Annotated in this window: 22 protein-coding genes and 1 pseudogene; 5 read left to right on the forward strand and 18 right to left on the reverse strand. The window is 65.4% G+C overall.

Annotation, left to right across the window (positions count from 1 at the left end; genetic code table 11):
* Positions 1 to 38 precede the first annotated feature (38 nt).
* Positions 39 to 185: a DUF2986 domain-containing protein gene (locus tag B2790_RS00005; RefSeq protein WP_023662626.1), complete on the reverse strand. Its 147-nt coding sequence runs from the start codon at positions 183 to 185 to the stop codon at positions 39 to 41.
* Positions 186 to 338: 153 nt separating this feature from the next.
* Between B2790_RS00005 and B2790_RS00010 the strand changes: the two genes are divergently transcribed.
* Positions 339 to 2,102, forward strand: coding sequence for a phosphoethanolamine transferase CptA (locus tag B2790_RS00010; protein WP_286917984.1), 1,764 nt, complete (start codon positions 339 to 341; stop codon positions 2,100 to 2,102).
* A gap of 207 nt (positions 2,103 to 2,309) precedes the next feature.
* Positions 2,310 to 3,755 carry a PucR family transcriptional regulator gene (locus B2790_RS00015; RefSeq protein WP_286917985.1) on the forward strand — a complete coding sequence of 482 codons (1,446 nt, stop codon included), beginning with the start codon at positions 2,310 to 2,312 and terminating at the stop codon, positions 3,753 to 3,755.
* 119 nt (positions 3,756 to 3,874) lie between these two features.
* Here B2790_RS00015 and B2790_RS00020 read toward each other — a convergent pair whose 3' ends face one another.
* From B2790_RS00020 to B2790_RS00040, 5 genes are all read right to left on the reverse strand, one after another.
* A complete protein-coding gene (locus B2790_RS00020) occupies positions 3,875 to 5,260 on the reverse strand; it encodes an amino acid permease (protein WP_286917986.1) in 1,386 nt (461 codons plus the stop codon).
* A 305-nt stretch (positions 5,261 to 5,565) separates the two neighbouring features.
* Positions 5,566 to 6,102: a PqiC family protein gene (locus B2790_RS00025; RefSeq protein WP_286917987.1), complete on the reverse strand. Its 537-nt coding sequence runs from the start codon at positions 6,100 to 6,102 to the stop codon at positions 5,566 to 5,568.
* Positions 6,103 to 6,113: 11 nt separating this feature from the next.
* On the reverse strand, positions 6,114 to 7,754 hold the full coding sequence (locus B2790_RS00030) for an intermembrane transport protein PqiB (protein ID WP_286917988.1): 1,641 nt from the start codon (positions 7,752 to 7,754) through the stop codon (positions 6,114 to 6,116).
* A complete protein-coding gene (locus B2790_RS00035; protein ID WP_085592668.1) occupies positions 7,738 to 8,382 on the reverse strand; it encodes a paraquat-inducible protein A in 645 nt (214 codons plus the stop codon). The genes B2790_RS00030 and B2790_RS00035 overlap by 17 nt, the downstream gene beginning before the upstream one ends.
* Complete coding sequence (locus tag B2790_RS00040; RefSeq protein WP_025338639.1) at positions 8,379 to 8,975, reverse strand: paraquat-inducible protein A; 597 nt, start codon at positions 8,973 to 8,975, stop codon at positions 8,379 to 8,381. Before B2790_RS00040 ends, B2790_RS00035 begins: the two co-directional genes overlap by 4 nt.
* Positions 8,976 to 9,126: 151 nt before the next feature.
* On the opposite strand from B2790_RS00040, the pseudogene B2790_RS00045 reads away from it, so the two are divergent.
* Positions 9,127 to 9,599 (forward strand): annotated as a pseudogene (locus B2790_RS00045) (hypothetical protein).
* A gap of 38 nt (positions 9,600 to 9,637) precedes the next feature.
* Here B2790_RS00045 and B2790_RS00050 read toward each other — a convergent pair.
* Complete coding sequence (locus B2790_RS00050; RefSeq protein WP_025338637.1) at positions 9,638 to 10,543, reverse strand: LysR family transcriptional regulator; 906 nt, start codon at positions 10,541 to 10,543, stop codon at positions 9,638 to 9,640.
* A gap of 381 nt (positions 10,544 to 10,924) precedes the next feature.
* Here B2790_RS00050 and B2790_RS00055 point away from each other — a divergent pair, with 381 nt between their 5' ends.
* Positions 10,925 to 11,311, forward strand: coding sequence for a VOC family protein (locus B2790_RS00055; RefSeq protein WP_085592672.1), 387 nt, complete (start codon positions 10,925 to 10,927; stop codon positions 11,309 to 11,311).
* 6 nt (positions 11,312 to 11,317) lie between these two features.
* Here B2790_RS00055 and B2790_RS00060 read toward each other — a convergent pair whose 3' ends face one another.
* Genes B2790_RS00060 through B2790_RS00090 form a run of 7 tightly spaced genes read right to left on the reverse strand, consistent with a single transcriptional unit; the run spans position 11,318 to position 17,601 of the window.
* Positions 11,318 to 12,685, reverse strand: a complete 1,368-nt coding sequence (locus B2790_RS00060; RefSeq protein ID WP_286917989.1) for a sensor histidine kinase — start codon at positions 12,683 to 12,685, stop codon at positions 11,318 to 11,320.
* Entirely contained in the window at positions 12,682 to 13,344 is a 663-nt protein-coding gene (locus B2790_RS00065; RefSeq protein WP_075044829.1) for a response regulator, read from the reverse strand. The genes B2790_RS00060 and B2790_RS00065 overlap by 4 nt, the downstream gene beginning before the upstream one ends.
* Before the next feature lie 2 nt (positions 13,345 to 13,346).
* On the reverse strand, positions 13,347 to 13,988 hold the full coding sequence (locus B2790_RS00070) for a tetratricopeptide repeat protein (RefSeq protein WP_274079497.1): 642 nt from the start codon (positions 13,986 to 13,988) through the stop codon (positions 13,347 to 13,349).
* Positions 13,985 to 14,791, reverse strand: a complete 807-nt coding sequence (locus tag B2790_RS00075; protein WP_025338631.1) for an SDR family oxidoreductase — start codon at positions 14,789 to 14,791, stop codon at positions 13,985 to 13,987. Before B2790_RS00075 ends, B2790_RS00070 begins: the two co-directional genes overlap by 4 nt.
* Positions 14,778 to 15,458 carry a TenA family transcriptional regulator gene (locus B2790_RS00080; protein ID WP_286917990.1) on the reverse strand — a complete coding sequence of 227 codons (681 nt, stop codon included), beginning with the start codon at positions 15,456 to 15,458 and terminating at the stop codon, positions 14,778 to 14,780. The genes B2790_RS00075 and B2790_RS00080 overlap by 14 nt, the downstream gene beginning before the upstream one ends.
* A 15-nt stretch (positions 15,459 to 15,473) precedes the next feature.
* Positions 15,474 to 16,934 (reverse strand): AMP-binding protein, encoded by a 1,461-nt coding sequence (locus B2790_RS00085; RefSeq protein ID WP_286917991.1) that lies wholly within the window; start codon positions 16,932 to 16,934, stop codon positions 15,474 to 15,476.
* The gene (locus B2790_RS00090) at positions 16,924 to 17,601 is read right to left on the reverse strand and encodes a thermostable hemolysin (protein WP_274079501.1); all 678 of its coding nucleotides are present in this window, start codon (positions 17,599 to 17,601) and stop codon (positions 16,924 to 16,926) included. The genes B2790_RS00085 and B2790_RS00090 overlap by 11 nt, the downstream gene beginning before the upstream one ends.
* Positions 17,602 to 17,712: 111 nt before the next feature.
* Between B2790_RS00090 and B2790_RS00095 the strand changes: the two genes are divergently transcribed.
* Positions 17,713 to 18,282, forward strand: a complete 570-nt coding sequence (locus B2790_RS00095; RefSeq protein ID WP_023662794.1) for a hypothetical protein — start codon at positions 17,713 to 17,715, stop codon at positions 18,280 to 18,282.
* Positions 18,283 to 18,412: 130 nt separating this feature from the next.
* On the opposite strand, the gene B2790_RS00100 is transcribed toward B2790_RS00095, so the two are convergent.
* The 4 genes from B2790_RS00100 to B2790_RS00115 all read right to left on the reverse strand — a co-directional run bounded on the left by B2790_RS00100 (position 18,413) and on the right by B2790_RS00115 (position 22,689).
* Positions 18,413 to 20,089 (reverse strand): MFS transporter, encoded by a 1,677-nt coding sequence (locus tag B2790_RS00100; RefSeq protein WP_137163588.1) that lies wholly within the window; start codon positions 20,087 to 20,089, stop codon positions 18,413 to 18,415.
* 218 nt (positions 20,090 to 20,307) lie between these two features.
* Positions 20,308 to 21,087 (reverse strand): alpha/beta fold hydrolase, encoded by a 780-nt coding sequence (locus tag B2790_RS00105; protein ID WP_286917992.1) that lies wholly within the window; start codon positions 21,085 to 21,087, stop codon positions 20,308 to 20,310.
* The gene (locus B2790_RS00110; RefSeq protein WP_013972075.1) at positions 21,084 to 21,509 is read right to left on the reverse strand and encodes a VOC family protein; all 426 of its coding nucleotides are present in this window, start codon (positions 21,507 to 21,509) and stop codon (positions 21,084 to 21,086) included. Before B2790_RS00110 ends, B2790_RS00105 begins: the two co-directional genes overlap by 4 nt.
* Before the next feature lie 253 nt (positions 21,510 to 21,762).
* Entirely contained in the window at positions 21,763 to 22,689 is a 927-nt protein-coding gene (locus B2790_RS00115) for an alpha/beta fold hydrolase (protein WP_085693232.1), read from the reverse strand.
* Between the last annotated feature and the right edge of the window lie 25 nt (positions 22,690 to 22,714).

A 22,714-nucleotide genomic window follows, 5' to 3' on the forward strand; every position in this document is an offset into this window, starting at 1 on the left:
CGACACAAGGCCGCTCCTACAAGGTCCGCGCCAGTCAGTCAGGTGGGGGTATCCCCCGCCGCCTCGGCCTCCATCTTCAAACGGTCGGCCTTGCAAATGTACTTGGGCTTGCGTGGCGCCAGCTTGGCGCTGGCCTTCTTGGCATGCGCCTGCAGTAGCTGCTTGATCTTCTTGCGACGGTTCATTCTCACTCGACCTGTCAGTCTGGTTTGGCTGAACACATCATACCTTGCCTGGGCCAACGTCTCGTTGACGTTATTTTCACGCTCGGCAGATTAGCGTCACGCCCTTTCCGGCCACGGGCACATCCGCTGGCCGCCAAGTACGACGAGGCATACGTGTCACACACTCCATCCCCCTCCTCGCCCAAGCGCGTGGACTGGGCCGGCCTGGGCTGGCTTTTGCTGTTCTTCTGGTACTTCTCAGGCGTGACCCAGGCGTTGCTGCTGTTCAGTGGTACCACCGGGTTCGCCGGTTTTCGCGATGCATTCTTCCTCAGCAGCCTGTGGCTGGCCCCGGTACTGCTGCTGCCGCGCTTCACTCGCGCCACGGCAGCGGTCATCGGCCTGGTGTTGTGGGCTGCTTCGCTGGTGGGCCTGAGCTACTTCGGCATCTATCGCCAGGAGTTCTCGCAAAGCGTCATCTTCGTGATGTTCGAGTCCAACACCGCCGAAGCCGGTGAGTACTTCAGCCAGTACTTCAGCGCCTGGCTGGGCCTGGCACTGCTGCTGTACACGCTGGTGGCGGTGCTGCTGTGGAAGCGCGTACGCCCCGTCAGCCTGCCGCTGCGCAGCCGCCTGCCGGTGGTCGCCCTGTTGCTGCTGGCCAACCTGGTGTACCCGTTCTACAAGCAGATGGTCACCCAGGAACGCAGCTTCGCCGACGCGGCGGAAAAGGTGCAGCAGCGCATGGAACCCGCCGTGCCCTGGCAACTGCTGGTCGGCTACCGCCAGTACCGCCAGCAGCTGGACAACATGCAGGAGCTGCTGGCCAAGAACGCCGCGCTGCCGCCCCTGCAAAACCTCCGTGACAGCAGCGGTGCAGCGCCGCGCACGCTGGTGCTGGTGCTGGGCGAATCCACCACCCGCGAGCACATGCACCTGTACGGCTACAACCGCGATACCACGCCCAACCTCGATGCGCTGGCCGCCAGCGACAAGAGCCTGACGGTGTTCCGCAACGTGGTGTCGCCACGCCCGTACACCATCGAAGTGATGCAGCAGATCCTCACCTTCGGCGACGAGCAGAACCCGGACCGCTTCCTCACCGACCCGTCGCTGATCAACCTGATGAAACAGGCCGGCTACAAGACCTTCTGGATCACCAACCAGCAGACCATGACCAAGCGCAACACCATGCTGACCACCTTCTCGCAGCAGACGGACGCGCCGGTGTACCTGAACAACCAGCGCAACCAGAATGCCAGCCAGTACGACGACGTGGTGCTGACGCCGTTCGAGAAGGCCCTGCAGGACCCGGCGCCGAACAAGTTCATCATCGTGCACCTGCTGGGTACGCACATGGACTATCGCTACCGCTACCCGAACGACTACGCGCACTTCAACGACCGCCAGGGGGTGCCCGGCAAGCTGACCGATGACCAGGTGGAAACCTACAACTTCTACGACAACGCGGTGCGCTACAACGACCACGTGGTGTCGAGCCTGATCAAGCGTTACTCGGCCAGTACCTCCAATGGTTTCCTGCTGTACCTGTCCGACCATGGCGAAGATGTGTACAGCTCTGGCAACCACGACCGCCTGGGGCGCAACGAAGGCGCGCCGACCCGGCCGATGTACACCATCCCGTTCTTGCTGTGGACTTCGCCCAGCTGGCAGGCCGAGCACCCGCGCGACTTGCAGGCGATGGCCGACCGGCCCTACAGCAGCTCGCACCTGATCCATACCCTGTCCGACCTGGCCGGGCTGAGCTATGACCGTTACGAACCGGCCAAGAGCCTGGTGAGCCCGCAGTTCGTGGTGGCACCACGCTGGATTGGCGACCCGTACCGCAAGGATGGGCTGCGCGAGTTCGACCACCTGCCGCTGGACAAGGCCGAGCGGGTGCGGGAGACGGCCAGTAGTGGCAAGAACCTGAACTGAGTGTTGCGCGGTGGGGATTGCCGGGGGCGCTTTGCGCCCCTTTCGCGACACAAGGCCGCTCCCACAAGGATGCGCACTGTCCTGTGGGAGCGGCCTTGTGTCGCGATGGGCTGCAAAGCAGCCCCACTGGCCCTGCACCGCGAACAAAGGTTTACCACCCCAGCGTAAAACGCCATGCTTGGCGCATCTTTGGAATGAGAGATGCCCATGCTCACGGTGCAGGACCTGATCGATATCGAACTGCTCAAGTTGCAGGCCGTGGCTGGCGCGGCCGGCACCGGCAGGCTGATCACCTGGGCCCACACCGTCGACTTGCCAGACCCCTGGCGCTGGGTATCGCCAGGCGACCTGGTGATGACCACCGGCGTCGGCCTGCCCAGCGCCCCGGCAGACCAGGTGAGCTGGCTGGAGCAACTGGTGCAGAGCAACCCCAGTGCCTTGGTGGTGGCGCCGCGGGCCGATGCGCCGGCGCTGTCCGGCGAACTGCTGGCCGCCGCCGACCGCCTGTTGTTCCCGGTGCTGCATGGCAGCTTCGAACTGGAGTTCGTCAAGCTGTCGCACTACGTGATCGAGAGCGTGCTGCAGGCCCAGCGCGAGCGTTTCAACGCCAGCGAGCGGCTGTTCCAGACCTACGCCGACGCCTTGCGCAAAGCCCCCGACATGGCTGGGCGCCTGGCGATCCTGGCCGACACCCTCGGCCTCGACCTGGCCATCGAGGATGCCCCCAGCGGCACCACCGTGGTCGAAACCCGCCGGGCCGCGCAGGCTGCCGAGCGGGTGGAACGCATCCCGATCGGCGGCCGCGCCCGCGCCAACCTGCTGATGGCGCGCAAAGGCACCCGCACGCAGGATGACGCCATCCTGGTGCGCTCGCTGGTCGGCTTGCTGGGGGTGGAACTGGAACGCCTGATGATCCACCGCGACCAGCAGCGCGAAGAAGGCGCAGCGCTGCTGCGCAGCCTGCTCGACAGCGAGACGGAGTTCAGCCTGGCGCGGCCGATACTGGAGCGCCGTGGCCTGGTCGGCACCTTGGTGAGCCTGGCGATCAGGCCGGGCAGCCACGGCCCGTGGAGCAGCGCCGACATCCACCAGGCCCCTGCCCTGCATCACTCCACGCCGCTACTGCTCGACGACAAAGGCCTGCTGCTGGCGATCAGCCGTGACGACGCGCCAAGCCTGACGGCGCTGTGCCACAACCTCGGCGAGGGTACGGTAATTGGTATCAGCGGGCCGATCGCGGCGGCCACCGGCTTTCGCGAGAGCGTGCGCCAAGCCCGCCTGGCGCTGACCCAGGCCGAGGAAAGTGGCGCGCAGCAACTGCGCTATGGCGAGGCGGAAACCGGCCTGATCATGGCGCCCAAGTCACTGGCCGAGGCGCGGGCGCTGGTGGGGCGTTACCTGGGGCCGCTGATCGAGCATGACCGCACCCAGGGTGCGGCGCTGCTGCAGACGTTGGTCACCTTCCTGCACAACGACGGCAACTGGAAGGCCACGGCGTATGATTTGGGGATTCACCGGCAGACGCTGGTGTACCGGCTGAAGCTGGTGGAGCAGCTTACCGGGATCAAGCCGACCACTACCGGCGGGATTGCGCGGTTCTGGATTGCGATTCAGGCGGGGAAGAATACCGACCTGTTCGAGCATCTGGTCTAGGCCCTTGGGGGCGCTTTGCGCCCCTGTCGCGACACAAGGCCGCTCCCACAGGACTGCGCGGTCCTTCTGTGGGAGCGGCCTTGTGTCGCGATGGGCCGCAAAGCGGCCCCAGATACACCTTAATTCAACCCAACCTCTGCACCAGGCTGCTGCCCCCGCGGCCCCCGCACCATCACATACGAAACCGCAATCACCACAATCGCAACCACGCATTGTCCCAGGCTCACCCGCATGCTCGGGTCGAAGGCCATGCTCACCAGCACCGCCACGATCGACCCGGTCACCAGCAACGGCAACCACGGATGCCCCCACATGGCGAACTTCAGCGTACCTTCCGCCACCCATTTGCGCCGCAGCCTGAGCTGCGACAGGCAGATCACCAGGTAGACGAACAGGAACACCGTGCCGGACGAGTTGATCAGGAACTGGAACACGGTATCCGGCCACAGCGCCGCAATCACCACGCAGCCATAGCCCACCAGGGTCGAGGCAATCACCCCGCGTACGGGTACGCCATTGCCGCTGACCTTGGCCACCCAGCATGGCGCCTCACCGTTGGAGGCCAGCACATAGAGCAACCGCGACGAGGTATACAGCCCGGCATTGAGTACCGACAGCACCGCCACCAGGATGACCACGGTGAGCATGTCGCCTGCGCCGGGAATGCCGATATGCTCCAGGGTGGTCACGAACGGCGACTTGCCGGGGGTGATCGAGGTCCATGGCTGTGCCACCACGATGAAGAACGTCGCCAGCACGAAGAACACCAGGATGCGCAGCATCACCGTGTTCACCGCCTTGCGGATGTTGCGCGACGGGTCTTCCGATTCGGCCGCCGCGAGGGTGGCGACTTCCACACCGGTCATGGAGAAAATCACCACCACCACCCCGGTGAACAACGCGCCTACCCCATGGGGAAGGAAGCCGCCATGCTGGGTGAGGTTGGCAAAACTGGCGCTGGAGCCGGGCCACAGGTTGAACACGTACAACCCGGCCACGACCAGAAACACCACGATGGCCGCGACCTTGATGCCGGCGAACCAGTATTCGGCCTCGCCAAACGAGTGCACCGACATCAGGTTGAGCAAGGTCATGCCGACCATCAGGCCAAGGGCAATGGCCCACACCGGGATATCGGGCAGCCAGGCATTGATGATCTGCCCGCCGACCACGGCCTCGAAGCCGACCACGATCACCCAGAAGTACCAGTACAGCCAACCGGTCATGTACCCGGCCGGGCGCCCGAAGGCCAACCGGGCGTAGTCGACGAACGAACCTTTGGCCGGGTGTGCGGCGGCCATTTCGCCGAGCATGCGCATCACCAGCGCGACGATCAGGCCGGTGATGGCATAGGTGATGAAGGCACCCGGGCCGGTTGATGCGATAACCGCGCTGGACCCTACGAACAGACCGGCCCCGATCACACCGCCCAGGGCCAGCATGCTGATGTGCCGGGTCTTGAGGGCACGCTTGAGACGCGGGTCATGCTCCGACTGAATCGGCATTGGTTGTCTCCTTTTATTATTAGTAATCAACATTGCCGCTTCGCAAGGGTATGCAGGGGCCAGAGCATGGCCTATCGCAAAAAAACAGGTGCGCAGGCGCTGGCCTGTACAAATGTATGAATGGAGGGAAGGACAGGAAGTGTCAGGCGACCGCAGCCGCGAACTCTGTGGGAGCGGCCTTGTGTCGCGAAAGGGCCGCAAAGCGGGCCCGGCAATTGCTGCCGTGACGCTGAAATCCGGGGGCCGCTACGCGGCCCTTTCGCGACACAAGGCCGCTCCCACAAGTACCGTGCATCGATCAGCCATCAGGCAGGTTGGGCACAGCTGCCCTGCCGGGCACTCCCCCGCACCGCCTCGGCCAGTTTGCGCAGGTTGGCCTGGTGGGCATTGACCAGGCTGGCGATGCTGTTGTCCGCGGGCGTCTGCAGCGAGGTACGGCAGGTCAGTTCGGCCGCACCCGGGCGCGTCAGGCGCCATACCGCCTCCAGCGAGGCGTAGCGCCCCGGCACGCTATCGAAGCGCTGCACGTCCACCCGCAGCAACGCCTTGCCGCCACCCACCGGCCCGCCCAACTGGTCCTGCAAGGCGCTGCGGAACTCATCCACCAGGTTGGCCCCCCACCACTCCGTCTCGAGGATGGCCAGGCCGCTCTGCCCTTGCCGCACCACCAACTGCGGGCGGTCCACCTGCGGCGGCACGGCCACCCTCGCCACCTGGATGCGCTGGCCAGCGTCGCGCACCGGTTCGCTCGGTACCAGCGTGTGATAGTTGTTCGGGGTACTGCTGCAGCCCCACAGCACGGCCAGCAGGCCGGCGCCACACACATTGCGCAGTCGATGCATCGGCTGTCTCCTCAGGGTTCAAGGTCGGCGGCAGCGGCCGCTTTCGGCCGGCCGCGTATCAGCGACTCGGGGTGCCGGCCCAGATAATCGGCAAGGTCACGCAGCGAACGCGACATGCGCTCCAGTTCGTCCAGGGTTTCGCTCATCCGCTCGCGCTGCGGCGAGTCCTCGGAAATGGCCGAATTGGCGGTGCGCAGGGTCTTGTGCACTTCGTCCAACGCCACCTTCACGTCCGGCAGCGTCTGGCCATTGAACTGCTTGAGGCTGGCGCGCAACTCTCGCAGGCTGCCGTCCAGGTTGTTGGCGATGCTCTCCAGCGGCAGTTTGCTGATGCGCTCCACCACCCGCTGCAGCTGTTCCTGCAACTGCTCCAGGCTGCCGGGCAAGGTGGGGATGGTGATAGGGTCTGCGGTCTTGTCGAAGGCCACCTTGGGGGCATCGGGGTAGAAGTCCAGGGAAATGAACATCTGCCCGGTGATCAGGTTGCCGCTGCGCGCCTGGGCCCGTAGCCCGTGCTCGACGAAGGTGCCGATCAGCCGGCGCGCACCGTCCATGTCGCCTTCGGCATGCTTGAACACGGCCAGCATCTTGCGGTGCACCGGCCCCAGCCGCTGCGGGTAGATCACCGCATCGACCACCACCGGGAAGGTCTGCCGGGTGGCATCGTAGTCGAGCTTGACCGAAGTGACCCTACCGAACTCCACACCCTTGAACTCCACCGGCGCTCCCACCGACAGGCCGCGCATGGCCTGGTCGAAGCGCAATTGCAGGTATTGCGCCTGGCCACTGGGCGGTGCCAGGGCGGTATCACGGTCGGCAAACAGCTGGAAGCGCGCCTGGTCGGCAGCGGGCTCGGCTTGCGGGGCGAAGTCGGGCGAGCCAAAGGCCAGCCCGCCCACCAGGATCGACGACAGTGACTCGGTATCGATCTTCAGGCCGTTGGCACCGATCTGCATGTCCACGCCACTGGCGTTCCAGAAGCGGGTATCGGCGGTGACGAAGCTGTCGTAGGGGGCCTGCACGAACACGCCGATCTCCACGCCCTTGCCATCGCCCTGCAGGGCAAAGGACACCACCTCACCCACCGGGATCTTGCGGTAGTAGATCGACGAGCCAATATCCAGCGACCCCAGGTCACTGGCGGTGAGCACAAAGCGCTTGCCCTTTTCGTCGTAGGTGATCGGCGGTGGCAGCTCCAGGCCGACAAAGGACTTCTCCGGCACTTTCGATTCGCCGGAATCCGCCCCGATGAAACTGCCCGACAGCAGCGTGTCCACACCGGACACGCCGCCCACGCCAATGCGTGGCCGCACCACCCAGAAACGCGCCCCCTGGGTGGCGAACGCGCGGGCGTCGTTGGACAGCTGGACCTTGGCAACCACGCTCTTCTTGTCGTCGGCCAGGTCCACCGTGGTGACTTCGCCGATCACCACGCTGCGGTACTTGACCTGGGTCTTGTGCGCCACCAGCCCTTCCCCGGTGTGGAAGGAGATGGCGATGACCGGGCCCTGCTGCATCCAGTTGCGCACCACCAGCGAAGCGCCGATCAGGATCGCCAGTATCGGCACGATCCATACCAGCGACACACTCCAGCGCCGGGTGTGCACTTCAACCTGCCCCGCGCCCTCGCGCTTGTCAGTCTGTTGCACCATCAATGCGGCCTCCCTCGTTGGCACGGCTATCCCAGATCAGGCGTGGATCGAAGCTCATCGCAGAAAACATGGTCAGTACCACCACCATGCCGAAAAACAGGATGCCGACCCGCGGCTCGATGGTGCCCAGCCCGCGCAGTTGCACCAGCGCCGCCACCAGCGCCACCACCATCACATCGAGCATCGACCAGTAGCCGATCAGCTCGACGAAACGGTACAGCTGCGAGCGCTGTCGGCAGGCCCAGGTAGAACCGCGCTGGGCGGTGAACAGCAACAGGCCGAGCGAAAAGAACTTGATGGCCGGTACGCCCACGCTGGCGATGAAGATGATCAGTGCGATGTCCCAGGCCCCTGCCTCCCAGAACTCCAGCACACCACCGCCAATGGTACTTGCGCTGCCACTGCCGAGCATTTCGGTGTGCATCACCGGCAGCAGGTTGGCGGGGATGTAGAAAACCAGCGCCGCCAGCAGAAACGCCCAGCCGCGGCTGATGGCATTGGCCTTGCGCCGGTGGATGGCGGCACCACAGCGCTCACAGGTGTGCTTGCCGCTGCCCAGTTCGCAGGCCTGGCCGCAGCCATGGCACAGGCACAGGCCCAGGTCGTCGGCATTGGCCGGGGTATTCATACCTGCTCCCAAAGGTCGCGGATGTCCTTGCCGGCGATATGGATGATCAGCATGCTCAGGGCGGCCAGGGCCAGCAGGCCGATGCCGGGTATCACATCGAGCAACCCCGCCAGCTTGATCACCGCCACCATCGCCCCCAGCAGGCACACCTCCAGCATGCTCCACGGCCGCAGGCTCTCCAGGCTGCGCATGCACAGGGCAAAGCCGGGGGCGCGCTGGCCGGCCAGGGCGAAACTCAATAGCCAGCACAACAGGGTAATCTGCAGCACCGGCGCAAAGATGATCGACAAGGCCATGACCAGGGCGATGAAGGTGATACTGCCGTGGCTGAGGATCTGCACCGAGTCCCATAATGTCGCGGAATGGGTGAGCCCCTGCATGCCGATGGTCATCACCGGGTAGAAATTGGCGAACACCAGCAGGATGCCACCCGTCACGCTCAGGGCAAGCCGCTGCTGCACGGTCAGCGAGGTGTGCCGGTACAGCACGCCGCCACAGCGCTGGCAAACGGCGCGCTGGTGCTTGAGCAGCGGCGCACGGTGGTACACCGTGTCACAGTACTCACAGATGATCAGGTGCTGGGTCTGGCTCATGGGGTTTCCACAGGTAGCCCGGATTCACGCCGTGATACGCAGGCGAACCACGCTTGATATCCGGTTTAGACCATCCCGGCAAAACTGCCATCATCGGCAGCAAAGGCGAACTATTCTGTGAAACGGGATCCCCACCCGCTGGAGGTTTGCCATGCGTACGATGACGTGGAGTTGCCTGCTGGTGCTGCTGTGCGCGGCATCGGCAACCCAGGCGCAGTCGGTGGTGCCGCTCAAGGGCCAGAGCAGCCAGCAGATGCAACTGGATATCAATGATTGCAATACCGTCGCGACCAATGCCGCGAACAGTGCCGCGACCTCCAGCGACCCCCATGTCGGTGGCCGGGTACGCGGTGCCGCTGCCGGCGCGGTTGCCGGTGCGGCAGGCGCGCAGGTGCGCGGCAACCAGCACGACGAGCTGTATGACCGGGTCGGTGACGATGCCAAGGAGCAATACCGGCAGAACCGCGCCGGTAAGTGGCCGCCGCCGGTGCTGCGGTCGGTGGCATGCGCCAGCGTCAGGACCGCCGTCAGGACCGGCGCGGCCAGGACGAAGCGAAAGCCCAGGCTCATGCCAGTGCCTATGCCGGGTGCCTGCAAGGGCGCGGCTATCAGGTCAACCCCTGACCAACGGGCACGCCATGCTCCTGCACGGCGTGCCCGTATCAGAACTTCGCCAACTGCTCCCGGCAGAACTCCACGAACAACTGCGCCGGCTTGGTCAGTTGCACCCGCTTCAACCAGGCCGCCGCCAGCCCTGACAGCGCCACTGGCTCGGCGATATCCAGCATGGCCAGGCGTTGCCCGTCGTAGGTGTACTCCGAGTGCGGCCGCGTCACCAGCAGCGAAAAACCGAAGCCCTGCCCGACCATGCCGCGCACCATCTCGATCGACGGCGAGCTGAAGACGATGTTGGGCGTGAGGCCCATTTCGTTGAACAGGCTGACGAAGTAGGTGCGGCTGGGGGCCACGTCCAGCAGGATCATCGGCTCCGGGCACAGGTCACGCAGCGACACCTGGGCCTGGCCGGCGAAGCGGTGGTTCTCGGGCAGCAGCACATAGGGTTTCTGCGGCGGCATCAGCGGCTCGGCCTCGATGGTGCCGTCCAGGTCATGGTCGTAGAGGAACGCCAGGTCGAAGGTACCCGCGGTCAGGCCCTGGATCAGGTCCTGCTGCTCGCCGTCGCGCAGGCGGATATCCACCCCGGGGTAACGCTGGCGAAAGCCGGCGATCAGCCGCGGCAGGTACAGCGGTGCCACGGTTTCGAAGCAGCCGATGTCGATTTGCCCGGCCACGGTATCGTTGTCGGCCAGGGCGTTCTGCTCGAATTCGTGGGCCATCTGCAGCAGCGACTTGGTCTTGGCATAGAAGCGCTTGCCGCTGGGCGTCAGTGACACACCCTGAGCGTGGTGACGGATGAACAGCTGCACGCCGAAGCTTTCCTCCAGGCTCTTGATGGCCGTGGAGATGGACGGCTGGGCGATGTACAGCTGGCGGGAAGCCTCGGCCACGCTGCCGGCCTCGACGGTGGTGACGAAGTACTTGAGTTGTCGCAATGTGTAGGCCGCCACGGGCACCTCTCTGACGCCGGTCTGGGCGCGCTGGGATCATGCCTGTCACTTTACCCTTGGCAGCGGCTGGGTGGGGGCCGGGTGATGAAGGATTTACCTATGGCTTGAGCAGGTTTTTTGTAGGGGGACTTTAGCCGCGAAGATCCGACGCGGCGCATCGCCGGCAAGCCAGCTCCCACAGGTACAGCGCAGACTTCAAGAGTTACGTGGTCCCTGTGGGAGCTGGCTTGCCGGCGATGGGCTGCAAAGCAGCCCCCAGTAAAGCCTGTAGAAACTGACTGACAGCAGGCTAAAGCCCACAGGAGCCTGGCAGCCCGCTGGTCAAATACCCCTGATTGTCTTTACTAGTACTCATCGGCTCCAGACATAGGGTGTGTGCTTATGAAGATCGTGGTCACCAGCATCCTCGTCGACGACCAGGCCAAAGCCCTGGCTTTCTACCACTACGTACTCGGTTTCGAGCCCAAGCACGATATCCCCATGGGCCGACACCGCTGGCTGACGCTTACCTCCCCCAACGACCCCAACGGCGTCGAGCTGCTGCTCGAACCCGACGCGCACCCGGCCGCCAGGGAATACAAGGCCGCGCTCAAGCAGGACGGCATTCCCGCCACCTCGTTCGGCGTGCGTGACATCCAGGCCGAATATACCCGGCTGTGCGCGGCAGGCGTGCAGTTCACCCAGACGCCCACCGACATGGGGCCCGTCACCGTAGCGGTGTTCGATGACACCTGCGGCAACCTGATCCAGATCGCCCAGAAACACTAGCGATGTTCAGGGCCCCACGGGCAGGCGCAAGGTCGCGCGCAACCCGTGTGGCGCCTGGTTGCGCAACTGCACGCTGCCACCCAGGCGGGTCATGATGGTGCTGACGATCGACAACCCCAGCCCGGCGCCATTGGTCGAGCCCTTGCTGTAGAAGCGCTCGAACACCCGCTGCTGGTCGACTTCGGCGATGCCCGGCCCTTCGTCCTCGACACTGACCAGCAAGGCCTGCCCTTCGCGCTGCAGTGTCACGGTGACCCGGCCGCCTGCCGGCGAATGGTCCACGGCATTGGCCACCAGGTTCTGCAAGGCGATACCCAACGCGCCAGCGTCGGTGTGCAAGTGGTAGTCGCCGGCGGCGATGTCCAGCGAAGGCTCCAGCCCGCGCTCCAGGATCCATGGGGTCAGCTCGGCAAGGGTCTCGGCCACCACGCCCTCCAGGTCCACCCGCGGCCAGTCGCGCCGGCCTGGCCGCGGCTCCAGGCGGGCCAGGGTCAACAGCTGGTTGACCACCCGGGCAAGGCGGTCGACACCGCCCATCAGGAACTGCAGGGCCTTGTCACGCTCGGCAGCGCTGTCTGCATTGAGGGCGTTCTGCGCATGCAGGCGCAGGATGGCCAAGGGCGTGCGCATCTCGTGGGCAGCGTCGGCGATGAAACGGTGCTCGCGGCGCAGCAGGTCATCGATCTGCCCGAGCAGGCGGTTGATCGCCGCCTGCATTGGTTCCAGCTCCTTCGGCAACGGCACCAGCTGCAACGGCTCGAGCGACTCGGCGTGGCGGGCGCGGATCACCCTGGCCATGTTCTGCAGCGGCCGCAGCCCCCAGCCAATGGCCGCCCATACCAGCAAGGCCAAAGCCAGGCTGCCGAACAGGAATGGCAACAGCGTGTGCCGCACGATGCGTTCGATCAGGTCGTCACGCACGTCGTTGCGCTCGCCCACCCAGATCACCCAGTGTTTTTCCGGCACCGGCAAGACGAAACTGCGCCAACGGCGCCCGTCCACCACCACGTCGGCAAACCCTGGCACCCGCGGCGCCTGCCCCAACTGCGGGGCGCTGGGCGTGTGCACCAGCAGCCCGTTGTCGTCGGCCCACACCTGGAAGGCCAGCTTGCTCTCGTAGCGGTGCCCCACCTTGTGGTGCCCGGCCTTGCTCAAGGCCTCGTCGAAGGCACGGTACAACTCGTCACGGCTCTGCTCCTGCACCGGCAGGCTCATGATGCCCTGCAGCAGCCGGGCGTTCTGCGCCAGGTGGGCGTCGTACACCTCGTTAATTTCGTGGCGGCTGTCGTGGTAGTTGTACAGCGCCAGCAACCCGCTGCCGACCAGCAACAGCAGCATCACCCGCCACAGGGTGCGTTGGCGCAGCGAGCTCATGCCTTGCGTTCCACCAGGTAGCCGATTCCGCGCACGGTGCGGATCAGGCCGTTGAACAGCTTCTTGCGCAGGTGGTAGATGTTCACTTCCAGGGTATTGCTCTCCGGCTCTTCATCCCAGCCATACAGCAACTGGGTCAAGCGTTCGCGGGTGAACACCTTGCCCGGCTGGGCCAGCAATTCGTGCAACAGCAGGTATTCCTTGGGCGTGAGCACCACCGGCTGGCCCTGGTAGTGCACCTGCTGGCTGACCGGGTCCAGGCACACCCCGGCATGCTCTATCAGCACCCGCGCACGGCCACTACTGCGCCGCAGCAAGGCCCGCAAGCGGGCCTTGAGTTCGTTGAGGTCGAAGGGTTTGACCAGGTAGTCGTCGGCGCCGGCGTCCAGCCCGGCGATGCGGTCCTCGGTGGCGTCGCGGGCGGTCAGCACCAGCACCGGCAGGCTCTTCCCGGCCGCACGCAGGCGCCGCAACAACTCGATGCCATCCAGGCGCGGCAAGCCCAGGTCGAGAATGGCCAGGTCGAACTCCTCGTGGCACAGGGCATGCAACGCGCTGGCGCCATCCTGCAGCCAGTCGAGGGTATAGCCCTCGCGGCGCAGGCCGTCACAGATCCCCTCCCCCAACGCGGCATCGTCTTCTACCAGCAGCAGGCGCATGCTTAATCCTGTTTGTCCTTGATCGCTTTGAGTAAAGCATCGATTTCACCGCGCCGGCCCTGGTCGGCCAGCTCCCGCCCGGGCCGGGGCGGTGCCTGCAACGCCTTTTGCAGGGCGGCGCGGGCTTCGTCGTAGCGGTTCTGCCGGTACAGGTGGTCAGCCCAGAAGTAGTTGCTGTCGATTCCGTCGGGGTTGATCGCCAGCGCCTGGTGCAGCATGGCCTCGGCCTTGGCTTGGTCGCCGAAGCTCAGCGGCCAGCCTGGCACCTGGTCGTACAGCGCGCCCAGGCTGGTGTAGGCCGAGCCCTGCAGGGCCTTGGGGTCCATGGCCAGGGCCTTTTCCAGGCTGGCGCGGGCGGCCTTGACCTTGCCCAGCGCGCCCAGCCCACCGGTGGCGCCGGCCCAGCTGCTGTTGACGATGCCGTCCCAGATCAGCGGCTCGGCCGAGCCCGGATGCTGGCGCACCAACGCCGCCGACTGTACCGCCAGGGCCTCGAACGCCTCGGCACGCTGGGCTTCGGGCAGGTTGTAGCGAATCACCGCCCAGCGCTGCTGGATGGCATTGAGTTGCTGGGTACCGTTCTGGTCGAGGGCCCAGGTGAACGGGGCGATGGCCAGCAGGCCGGCCAGTATCAGACGTTTCATTTGCTCGACTCCTTGCTGTGCCAGGTGCTGTAGCGGCGGATCAGCGGCAATTGCTTGCGCAGGGCGCGGTCGACGACGCCCGGCAGCATGCCGTTAAGGCGCACGAAGAGTTTCTCCGGCCAGCCCAGGTACAGTTCGCTGCGCTCGGCCTGCACCGCGTCGAGCACTGCCCGGGCGACATCCTGCGGGTCATCGACGCCTACCTTCAACGCCTGGTTCAGGGCCTGCGCGGCGCTGCTGTTCATCGTCGTACGGGTGGTGCGCGGTGCGGCATACAGCACGTTCACCGAGGTGTCGGCAAGCTCGCGGCGCAATGCCTCGGAGAACCCGCGCAAGGCAAACTTGCTGGCGCAGTAGGTGGCATAGCCGGGGTAGCCGATCGAGCCGTAGATCGACCCCACGTTCACCACCAGCGCACTGGGCTGCGCACGCAGCAATGGCAGGCACAGGCGGGTGAGCTGCACGGCGGCCTTGATGTTGAGGTCGAACAACTCGTCCAAAGCGGCCTCGTCCATCTGTTCGAGCAAGGCGAAGCGGTTGACCCCGGCGGCGTTGATCAACAGGTTGCAACTGCCCATCGCCCGCGCCGCCTCCAGCACGTCACGGCGGCCTTCGGCGCAGCGCAGGTCGGCCTGCTGCCAACGCAGTTGGCCGGGGTAGCGCGCCATCAGTTCGGCCAGCTTGCCCTGCTGCCGGCTGACCGCCAGTACGCGGGCCCCGGCACTGCAAAGCTGGTCCGCCAGCTCCAGGCCGATGCCACCGCTGGCGCCGGTGAGCACCGCCACGCAATCAGGCAAGCGCATGCTGTACCTCCTGCTGCGCGGTACGCGGCAGCCCTTCGAACATGGCCGTGTACAGGCGGTACACCACTTTGGCAGCGTGGATTACCGCCTGCTGGTCTTCGGGCTGGTCCAGGCGGTTCATCAGGCCACGGTAGGTGGCCATGTGGTCCTGGTCCAGGGCGCCATGGGAACTCAGGTAGCTGAACGCCTGGTCCGGCAGGCCGAGGCTGCCCTGCAGGGTACCGGCAGCCTGGGTGGCCAGGGCAATGCTGGTGCCTTCGAGCACGTTGACCATGCCGAACAGCCCAACCGGGTTGCCACGGGCAATCTGGTCGTAGAGAAAGGCCACCATCAGCTCGACAGGCAATGCCGGGCGGCCGCCCGCCACCTGTTGGGGGTCGCCACCGCAGGCGGCGATGTCATCGAGAATCCAGCGCTCATGGCCGTATTCCTCCTCGATGTACTCGCACACTGCGCCGCGCAGCCACTCCAGCCGCGCCGGCAAACGGGCCCCGCAGGCCATCATCAAGGGTACGGTGTGCCGCACGTGGTGGTAGGCCTGGGTCAGAAAGGCCACATAGGCCTCGAGGCTGGCCTTGCCGGCCAGCGCGTCGCGGATGACCGGGACGCTGAACAATGCCGTACGCTCGTCGGCGGTTTCCTGCTGCAGCGTATCGAAGAAAAGCATGGCAAACCTCGTGGGTCATTGAAGGTCGGATAACAGGGACTGGTAACACCGCAGGATCTGTTCGCGGCGTGGCCGGCCGTTGGCGGTAAGGGTTTGCCCAGCGGCACTCAAGGGTTCGGGCAGGCGCCGCCAGGCATGTACCCGGGCATAGTCCGGCAGGCCGGCATTGGCCTGACGGATGGCCTGTTCGAGCGTGTGGTCGTCAGCCTGCGGGTCCAGCGGCCAGATCAGCGCCAGGTTGTGCGCCAGGCCTTCGCCGTGAACGAACGCCTGGGCGATCACCCCGCCCTGGGTCAGTTCGGCCTCGACCCACTCGGGGTTGACGTTGCGCCCGAAACTGGTGCTGTACTGGTGCTTCTTGCGCCCGGCCAGGTACAGGAAACCGTCGCTGTCGAAGTGGCCCAGGTCACCGGTGGGCAACCACGGCTCGCTGAAGGGTGGCTCGCCCAGGTAGCCGAGCAACGCCGAACCGGCCACCTGCACTTCGCCGTCTTCGGCAATGCGCACCTGCACATGCAGCAGCGGCCGCCCGACACTGCCCGGGCGGTGCGCCCCGGGGCGATTGAGGCATACCACCGAGGCGCATTCGGACAAGCCATAGCCCTCGAACACCGGCAGCCCGACGGCCTCGGCCCGGGCCAGCAGGCTCGGTGCCACCCGCGCGCCGCCCACCGCCACGAAGCGCAACGGGCCGACCCGCATCAGGCCGCGCTCGATGGCAGTGACCAGCCCAAGCAGCAGTTGCGGCACCAGGATCAGGCTTTCGGCACCACTCAAGGCGATGGCGCCCAGCAATTGCTTGAAGTCGACCTGGCTGGTACCGCGAAAGCCCAGTTGCGCCTGCGGGTACAGGGCAATGCTCGCCCCGGCCAGCAGGGCCGCGTACAGGCCCAGGTTCTCCAGCAGCACTGCCAGGGGCAATACCGCCAGGTACTTGCCTGGCGCCGTGGGCCGGCTGGCGGCCTCCAGTTCACGCGCTACCCGCAGCATGGCATCGGCGCTCAGGCATACGCCCTTGGGTGCACCGGTGCTACCGGAGGTGTAGGTAATCTTCGCAGTACCCGGTGGCAAGGGTATGGCCGCTGGCAGCTGCCGGGTCCAGAAGCGCTCACCGGCAATGAAGCCACTGGCGTGCAAGTCGTCAGCGAAGGCCTCGTCGGCCAGCGCCAGCACCGCCCCGCTCTGTGCCAGGCAGTGGCGGCGCTGGGTGCTGCTGAAGAACGCCGGCAGGATGACGATAGGGCGCGCCGCGAACAGCGCTGCCAGGTCCCAGAACAGTGCCTCGGGGCCGTTTTCCAGGGCCAGGGCGAAGGTGCCCGATGGCTGCGCGCTCAACCAGGCCTGGCGTTGCTCGACCTCGTCCAGCAACTGTTGATAGGTGAATGGCCCGCCAAATCCCAGCAACGCCGGTTGTGCCCCTCGGTGACGGGCGTGCAGTTGCAATACTTCCCTGAACAGCTGGCATTCACGCGGCATGGCCGGCCTCCTGCACGCTCGCGGGCAAGCCCAGCCGCTCGAAAACGCCGCCGCGGGCCAGGGCTGCATGGCCGTAGTCGATGTTGCCGACGAACACTTGCGGGTGCTGCGCGTAGTAACTGCCCCAACTGTCGGCATCGCCGTTCAGCCGGCCAGGGTCGGCTACGGCCAGCGCCGTGGGCACCAGGCCCAGGCGATGAAAGCTGTTGACCAGGGTCGCGGCACCGGTGAAGGCCACCCACTGCAAGCCGCGGGCGGCCAGCAACCAGGTCACGGCAATGATCATGATCCGCGCGCTGCCGGCGCTGAGCGCGGCCAGGTTGCCCACTTCGACCAACTGCGTACGGCTGACCGGGCTGGCCGACAGCCGGGTCACGGCCACTTCCAGCGGTTCATCCAGGTAACGCTCGATGAAGGTCGGGCCACTGCTGGCCAGGCGTATACCGGCGGCGGCCATCAGGCGCCCGTGGCTGTCATGCAGGCCGAGCAGTTCGGGCAGGTAGTGCTGCACATCGGCGTGGTGCGCGCAGGCAAAGCGGGCGTGGATGAACTGTTCCAGCTCGTCGCGCCCCGGCTCTCCCGGGTGTTTCAGTGTCATGTGGGCAAGGCGATCGCCGTGGTTGCCGATAGCCAGTGGAAACAGGCTGGCGCTGTCTGCCTGGGTCATGGCTGTCCCCCTTTCAAGTCAGGTCTCGGGGGCAGTATCAGGGGGCAATCTGAAGCCAATCTGAAGTGCTACATTTGCCATTGCCCTCATGCGCACCAACAAGGAAAACAGATGCGCCACGAATTCAGCGAAGTGCTCAACGACCTGGTCGACTACTTTCTGCTCGGCGATATCCAGCTGCTCGAGCGCTTCAAGCAACAACATGAATTGCCCGACGACCTGGCCCATGCGTTCACTCACGGCGACAGCGGCGACCAGGCCGTGCGCGAAGGGATCGTGCTGCCATTGGCCGGGGTCGATAACCTGCCCTACCGCATCCTGTTCACCCTGGACAACCACACCCCTGCCCTGCGCGAACCCGGCAGCCGCCTCAAGCACCGCCGCAATGGCTATGTGCTGCAGGTCGAGCACGGTGCGCTGATGTTGTACACCTGGCGCATCCTGCAGCACTTCACGCCCAAGACACTGGGTGACCTGATGGCGCGCTACCAGGTGCCGGGGCGGCCGATCATCGAGCTGGACAATGGCTGGTATGACGTGGAGGTGCTGGCGGGTGCACTGGTGCGGGACGGGCTGTACGAGCCGGCGTTCGAGTTCGTGTTGAAGAAGCGCTGGAGCCGCGGCGAGGCTGCCGGGGTGGATACCGGGTATGCCTTTGGGTTGCGTGGCTATTTCGACTGATGGGTTGGACTGTACCGGCCTCTTCGCGGGCTTGCCCGCTCCCACAGGTACCTCACTGCCCTCAGGCGCAGTGGTATCCCTGTGGGAGCGGGCAAGCCCGCGAAGAGGCCGGTACAGGTAGCCTCAACCTTCAAGTGTGGTTGATATCGCGGTCCTTGGTCTCCGGCAGGAAGAAGATCCCCAGCACCGCTGTCATCACCGCGATCACGATCGGGTACCACAAGCCGTAATAGATATCCCCGGTCGCCGCCACCATGGCAAACGCCACGGTCGGCAGGAAGCCGCCGAACCAGCCGTTGCCGATGTGGTAAGGCAGCGACATCGAGGTGTAGCGGATACGCGCCGGGAACAGCTCCACCAGCCAGGCCGCGATCGGCCCGTAGACCATGGTCACGTAGATCACCAGAATGGTCAGCAGCAACAGCACCATCGGGTAGTGGATCTTCGCCGGGTCGGCCTTTTCCGGGTAGCCGGCTTCCTTCAACGCTCCGCTCAAGGTCGCGGTAAAGGCGTCGCTCTGTGCCTTGAAGTCCGCTGCCGCCAGGCCACTGCCATCGAAGCTTGGCAGCACCCGTTCACCAATGCGGATCTGCGCCACGCTGCCAGGCTCGGCCGCTTCGTTGGTATAGGGGATGGCCCGCTTGGCCAGCAGGCTCTTGGCGATATCGCACGAGCTGGTGAATTTGGCCTTGCCCACCGGGTCGAACTGGAACGCGCACTGGGCAGGGTCTGCCATCACCACCACCGGGTTCTGCTCCTGGGCGACGAACACGTCCGGGTTGCCGTACTGGGTCAGTGCCTTGAAGATCGGGAAGTAGGTCAGCGCGGCTATGATGCAACCGGCCATGATGATTTTCTTGCGGCCGATGCGGTCGGACAGGCTGCCGAAGAAGATGAAGAACGGTGTGCCGATCAGCAGCGAACCGGCAATCAGCAGGTTGGCGGTCTGCGGCTCGATCTTGAGCATCTGCAACAGGAAGAACAGCGCATAGAACTGCCCGGTGTACCACACCACGGCCTGGCCGGCGGTACCGCCGAGCAGCGACATGATCACCACCTTGAGGTTGTCCCAGCGGGCGAACGATTCGGTCAGTGGCGCCTTGGACGCCTTGCCCTCGGCCTTCATCTTCATGAACACCGGCGACTCGTTGAGCTGCATGCGGATGTACACCGAAATCGCCAGCAGCAATATCGACAGCAGGAACGGCACCCGCCACCCCCAGGCCTCGAACACCTCGTTACCCATGGCCGTGCGGCAGGCCATGATCACCAGCAGCGAGAGGAACAGCCCCAGGGTGGCCGTGGTCTGGATCCAGGCGGTGAAGAAACCGCGCCGGCCCTTGGGTGCATGCTCGGCCACGTAAGTGGCCGCGCCGCCGTACTCGCCACCCAATGCCAGGCCCTGCAGCAGGCGCAGGCTGATGAGGATGATCGGCGCGGCCACGCCGATCGTGGCATAGCTGGGTAACAGGCCCACCACAGCGGTGGACAGGCCCATGATGACGATGGTGATGAGGAAGGTGTACTTGCGCCCGATCATGTCGCCCAGGCGGCCGAACACGATGGCGCCGAATGGCCGCACGGCAAAGCCGGCGGCAAAGGCCAGCAAGGCGAAGATGAACGAGGTGGTTTCATTGACCCCGGCAAAGAAGTGCTTGGCGATGATCGCCGCCAGGGAGCCGTACAGGTAGAAGTCGTACCATTCGAATACCGTGCCCAGGGATGAGGCGAAGATGACCTTGCGCTCCTCCCGGGTGATACCGCGTTGGGGCGCGCTGCCCGTGGATGTGCTGTCGAGAACCGCCATGGGGTGCCTCCGTCTTGTCGTCATGCAGGCCGGGAGCACCTCAAATCTTTTTCACCATCGCACCCAGGCCCTGGGGGGCTTGCTTTGGATATGCGAAGCACGACGAGGCAGGCCGCCTCGGATCGCAGCAAGGTAACTGAAGCATAATAGGCTTTGCCGGGATATCCACTTGAGCCTTGCGCGATCCGTGCAGGACCGCGTCAGCCTGGGGAGAAAGGTCAGCGCAAGAACTGCAGGACTTCCGCCAGTACCCGCTCGGCCTGCTCCCGATGCGGCACATGGCCACAACCTTGCAGCAGGCGCATCAACCCCGGGCCGCCAGCCAGTTCCACCAACCGCTCGGGGTGCGCCGGCGAGCCGAACTCGTCGTTGTCGCCATGCAGGCTCAACAGCGGGCAGCGTACCTGCGGCAGCACGGCATCAAGGCTCCAATCGGCAAAGTGCTCGGACAACCAGTTGTCCACCCAGGCACGCAATACCCACTCGGCCTTGCCGCCGTGGTAGCGCTCCAGCCGTTGCAACTGCCCGGGTTCGGCAAACTGCTGGTCAGCCACGCGAATGCCCTCAAGGGTACGGGCCTCGACAAACGCCTGCGCCGATTCGGTAATCAGCCCCACACACTGGCTGGCGAAGGCCGCCGCACAGGCCACGGCCATGCCGCCACCAACGCTGTGGCCGAAGACAATGAAATCGCCAATGCCAAAATGCTCGCGCAGCGCCGTGAACCCCTGCTGCGCCTCATCCTCGACAAAGCCCAGGCGCAAGCTGCCGGGGTGGGCGTCGGAGCGGCCAAAGCCCAGGCGATCGTAGGCGATTACCCGGCGCCCGGTGGTTTGCGCAAGCTGCGTCGGGAACTCGCGCCACAAGGCAACGCAACCCAGCGAATCGTGCAGCAGGACGATCGGCGCGCCCTGCGCCTGCAGTGGCGCCCATTCCTGGGCGAACAGCTTGCCTTGTGCGGTGTCGATCCAGTGCTCGCGGGTGTGCAGGTTGCTCATGGAGCCTCCGTTGCCGGTACCGGCCCTTTCAGCTCGACCTGGTTGCCATCGGGGTCGTAGCAGTACAGCGACAGCCCCTCGCCTTCGGCGCCATAGCGTTTTTCGGCAGGTTCGACTTCAACCCCCGCAGCTTGCAGGTAGGCCGTAAGTGCTGCCTCGTCGAACGGCTCGATGCGCAGGCAGAAATGGTGCAGGTTGCGCCCCTCGGTCCCCGGCGCCGCTCCACCAGGCTTACCCAGGGGACCGTCCAGGGTCACCAGGTCGATCATCGCCGTGCCTGTGGCCAGGTGGACCATTCCCAGGTCTTCGCGCACGCGGCTAACCGTGCAGCCGAGCAGTTGGGTGTAGAAAGCGACGCTGCGCTCCAGGTCGCTGACCCGCAGGACGAGGTGGTCGATGTGCTTGATGACGAATGGTCGCATGCCAAGGCTCCTTGTGGCTGCTGGATTCCTGTGGGAGCGGGCGCGCNNCGAACACCGGCGGAGCCGGTGCCAGGCACCGCGTTGGATTCTTCGCGGGCACGCCCGCTCCCACAGGGTACGAGGATCGCTTGCGAATTCAGTTATCTGCGCGACAGCGCAGCCCAAAGAGCTGGACAACCTTCCCCAAGGGATCACGCAAGCCCGATTAGATTCACCACCATAGCCCACGTGCGCATGGCATGACCATATCCAGTTACTCGTTTACCAACCGTTGCAGCACGCCCCCTTCATGGCGGGCGAGGATGCGCAGCAGTTGATCGACCAGCGCCCGGTCCGGCGCATCCAGGTGGAAGTGGTGCCCGCCCGGATGCCAGGAGATCTTCGCCTGGCTGGGCAAAGCCGCCTGGCGCCGGGTAAAGGCCTCACCGGTGAATGCCCCCTGGCGGCCGAACAGCAGGTACAACGGGCAACGGATCTGGCTGAGCAGGTCGCAGGCTTCGCGCTCGGTCAGCGGCATGGGTTCGGGCAGCACCAGGCGTGGGTCGTGGCGCCAGCAATAGCCTTCGCCCAGCTGCAGCAGGTCACGCAGCGCCAGCAGCCGTGCCGCCTCTTCCGACAGCCCGGTATCCAGGCGCTCGCGGCGTTGTGCCAGGGCCGTGTCCAGGTCCTCGAAACGGCCGACGTCCGGCTCGGCAAAACCCTGCAACTGGCTGCGCTGCACCATGCGCTTGAGCCGGTAGGCCCGGGCCAGGTGCTGCACGCGGTCGTCCTCGGCCACCGTGAACGGTGCGCCCATGCCGTCGAGGAAGGTCATGCTGGCAATACCGCTGGTCATGGCCGCCAGCAGCGACGCCACCCCGGTGCCCATGCCATGGGCCAGCACATGGAATTGCGCCAGGCCCAGGCTGTCGGCCACCGCCAGCATGTCCTCGGCATGTTCCCACAGGTAGTAGCCACTGTCGTGGCGGCGATGGTCCGAGCGGCCGTGGCCGACCAGGTCGGGGGCAACCACGAAGCAGCCGTCGAGCATCGGTGCCAGGCGCTCGAACGAGGCGGCGTTGTCCAGCCAGCCATGCAGGGCCAGCACCGGGATGCCGTCCTCCGCCCCCCAGGTCCGTACCGCAATTTCAATACCGTCGAGGTCCAGCAGGTGATCCTTGGGACTGCACAGCGAATGCATCGTAGTTCTCCCTGATAGAGCGCCG

Origin of the sequence: Pseudomonas sp. UBA6753, from assembly GCF_002453565.1 — a bacterium.
Taxonomy (GTDB): Bacteria; Pseudomonadota; Gammaproteobacteria; order Pseudomonadales; family Pseudomonadaceae; genus Aquipseudomonas; species Aquipseudomonas putida_Z.

Bases quoted from the DNA above. Each gene is read 5' to 3' on its own strand.
- B2790_RS00080 (WP_286917990.1), bottom strand. From the start codon at position 15,458: ATGCTTTTCTTCGATACGCTGCAGCAGGAAACCGCCGACGAGCGTACG.
- B2790_RS00110 (WP_013972075.1), bottom strand. From the start codon at position 21,509: ATGCGACCATTCGTCATCAAGCACATCGACCACCTCGTCCTGCGGGTC.
- B2790_RS00065 (WP_075044829.1), bottom strand. From the start codon at position 13,344: ATGCGCCTGCTGCTGGTAGAAGACGATGCCGCGTTGGGGGAGGGGATC.
- B2790_RS00040 (WP_025338639.1), bottom strand. From the start codon at position 8,975: ATGAGCCAGACCCAGCACCTGATCATCTGTGAGTACTGTGACACGGTG.
- B2790_RS00105 (WP_286917992.1), bottom strand. From the start codon at position 21,087: ATGAGCAACCTGCACACCCGCGAGCACTGGATCGACACCGCACAAGGC.
- B2790_RS00060 (WP_286917989.1), bottom strand. From the start codon at position 12,685: ATGAGCTCGCTGCGCCAACGCACCCTGTGGCGGGTGATGCTGCTGTTG.
- B2790_RS00095 (WP_023662794.1), top strand. From the start codon at position 17,713: ATGCGCCACGAATTCAGCGAAGTGCTCAACGACCTGGTCGACTACTTT.
- B2790_RS00030 (WP_286917988.1), bottom strand. From the start codon at position 7,754: ATGGTGCAACAGACTGACAAGCGCGAGGGCGCGGGGCAGGTTGAAGTG.
- B2790_RS00055 (WP_085592672.1), top strand. From the start codon at position 10,925: ATGAAGATCGTGGTCACCAGCATCCTCGTCGACGACCAGGCCAAAGCC.
- B2790_RS00005 (WP_023662626.1), bottom strand. From the start codon at position 185: ATGAACCGTCGCAAGAAGATCAAGCAGCTACTGCAGGCGCATGCCAAG.
- B2790_RS00115 (WP_085693232.1), bottom strand. From the start codon at position 22,689: ATGCATTCGCTGTGCAGTCCCAAGGATCACCTGCTGGACCTCGACGGT.
- B2790_RS00035 (WP_085592668.1), bottom strand. From the start codon at position 8,382: ATGAATACCCCGGCCAATGCCGACGACCTGGGCCTGTGCCTGTGCCAT.
- B2790_RS00020 (WP_286917986.1), bottom strand. From the start codon at position 5,260: ATGCCGATTCAGTCGGAGCATGACCCGCGTCTCAAGCGTGCCCTCAAG.
- B2790_RS00025 (WP_286917987.1), bottom strand. From the start codon at position 6,102: ATGCATCGACTGCGCAATGTGTGTGGCGCCGGCCTGCTGGCCGTGCTG.
- B2790_RS00100 (WP_137163588.1), bottom strand. From the start codon at position 20,089: ATGGCGGTTCTCGACAGCACATCCACGGGCAGCGCGCCCCAACGCGGT.
- B2790_RS00070 (WP_274079497.1), bottom strand. From the start codon at position 13,988: ATGAAACGTCTGATACTGGCCGGCCTGCTGGCCATCGCCCCGTTCACC.
- B2790_RS00075 (WP_025338631.1), bottom strand. From the start codon at position 14,791: ATGCGCTTGCCTGATTGCGTGGCGGTGCTCACCGGCGCCAGCGGTGGC.
- B2790_RS00015 (WP_286917985.1), top strand. From the start codon at position 2,310: ATGCTCACGGTGCAGGACCTGATCGATATCGAACTGCTCAAGTTGCAG.
- B2790_RS00085 (WP_286917991.1), bottom strand. From the start codon at position 16,934: ATGCCGCGTGAATGCCAGCTGTTCAGGGAAGTATTGCAACTGCACGCC.
- B2790_RS00090 (WP_274079501.1), bottom strand. From the start codon at position 17,601: ATGACCCAGGCAGACAGCGCCAGCCTGTTTCCACTGGCTATCGGCAAC.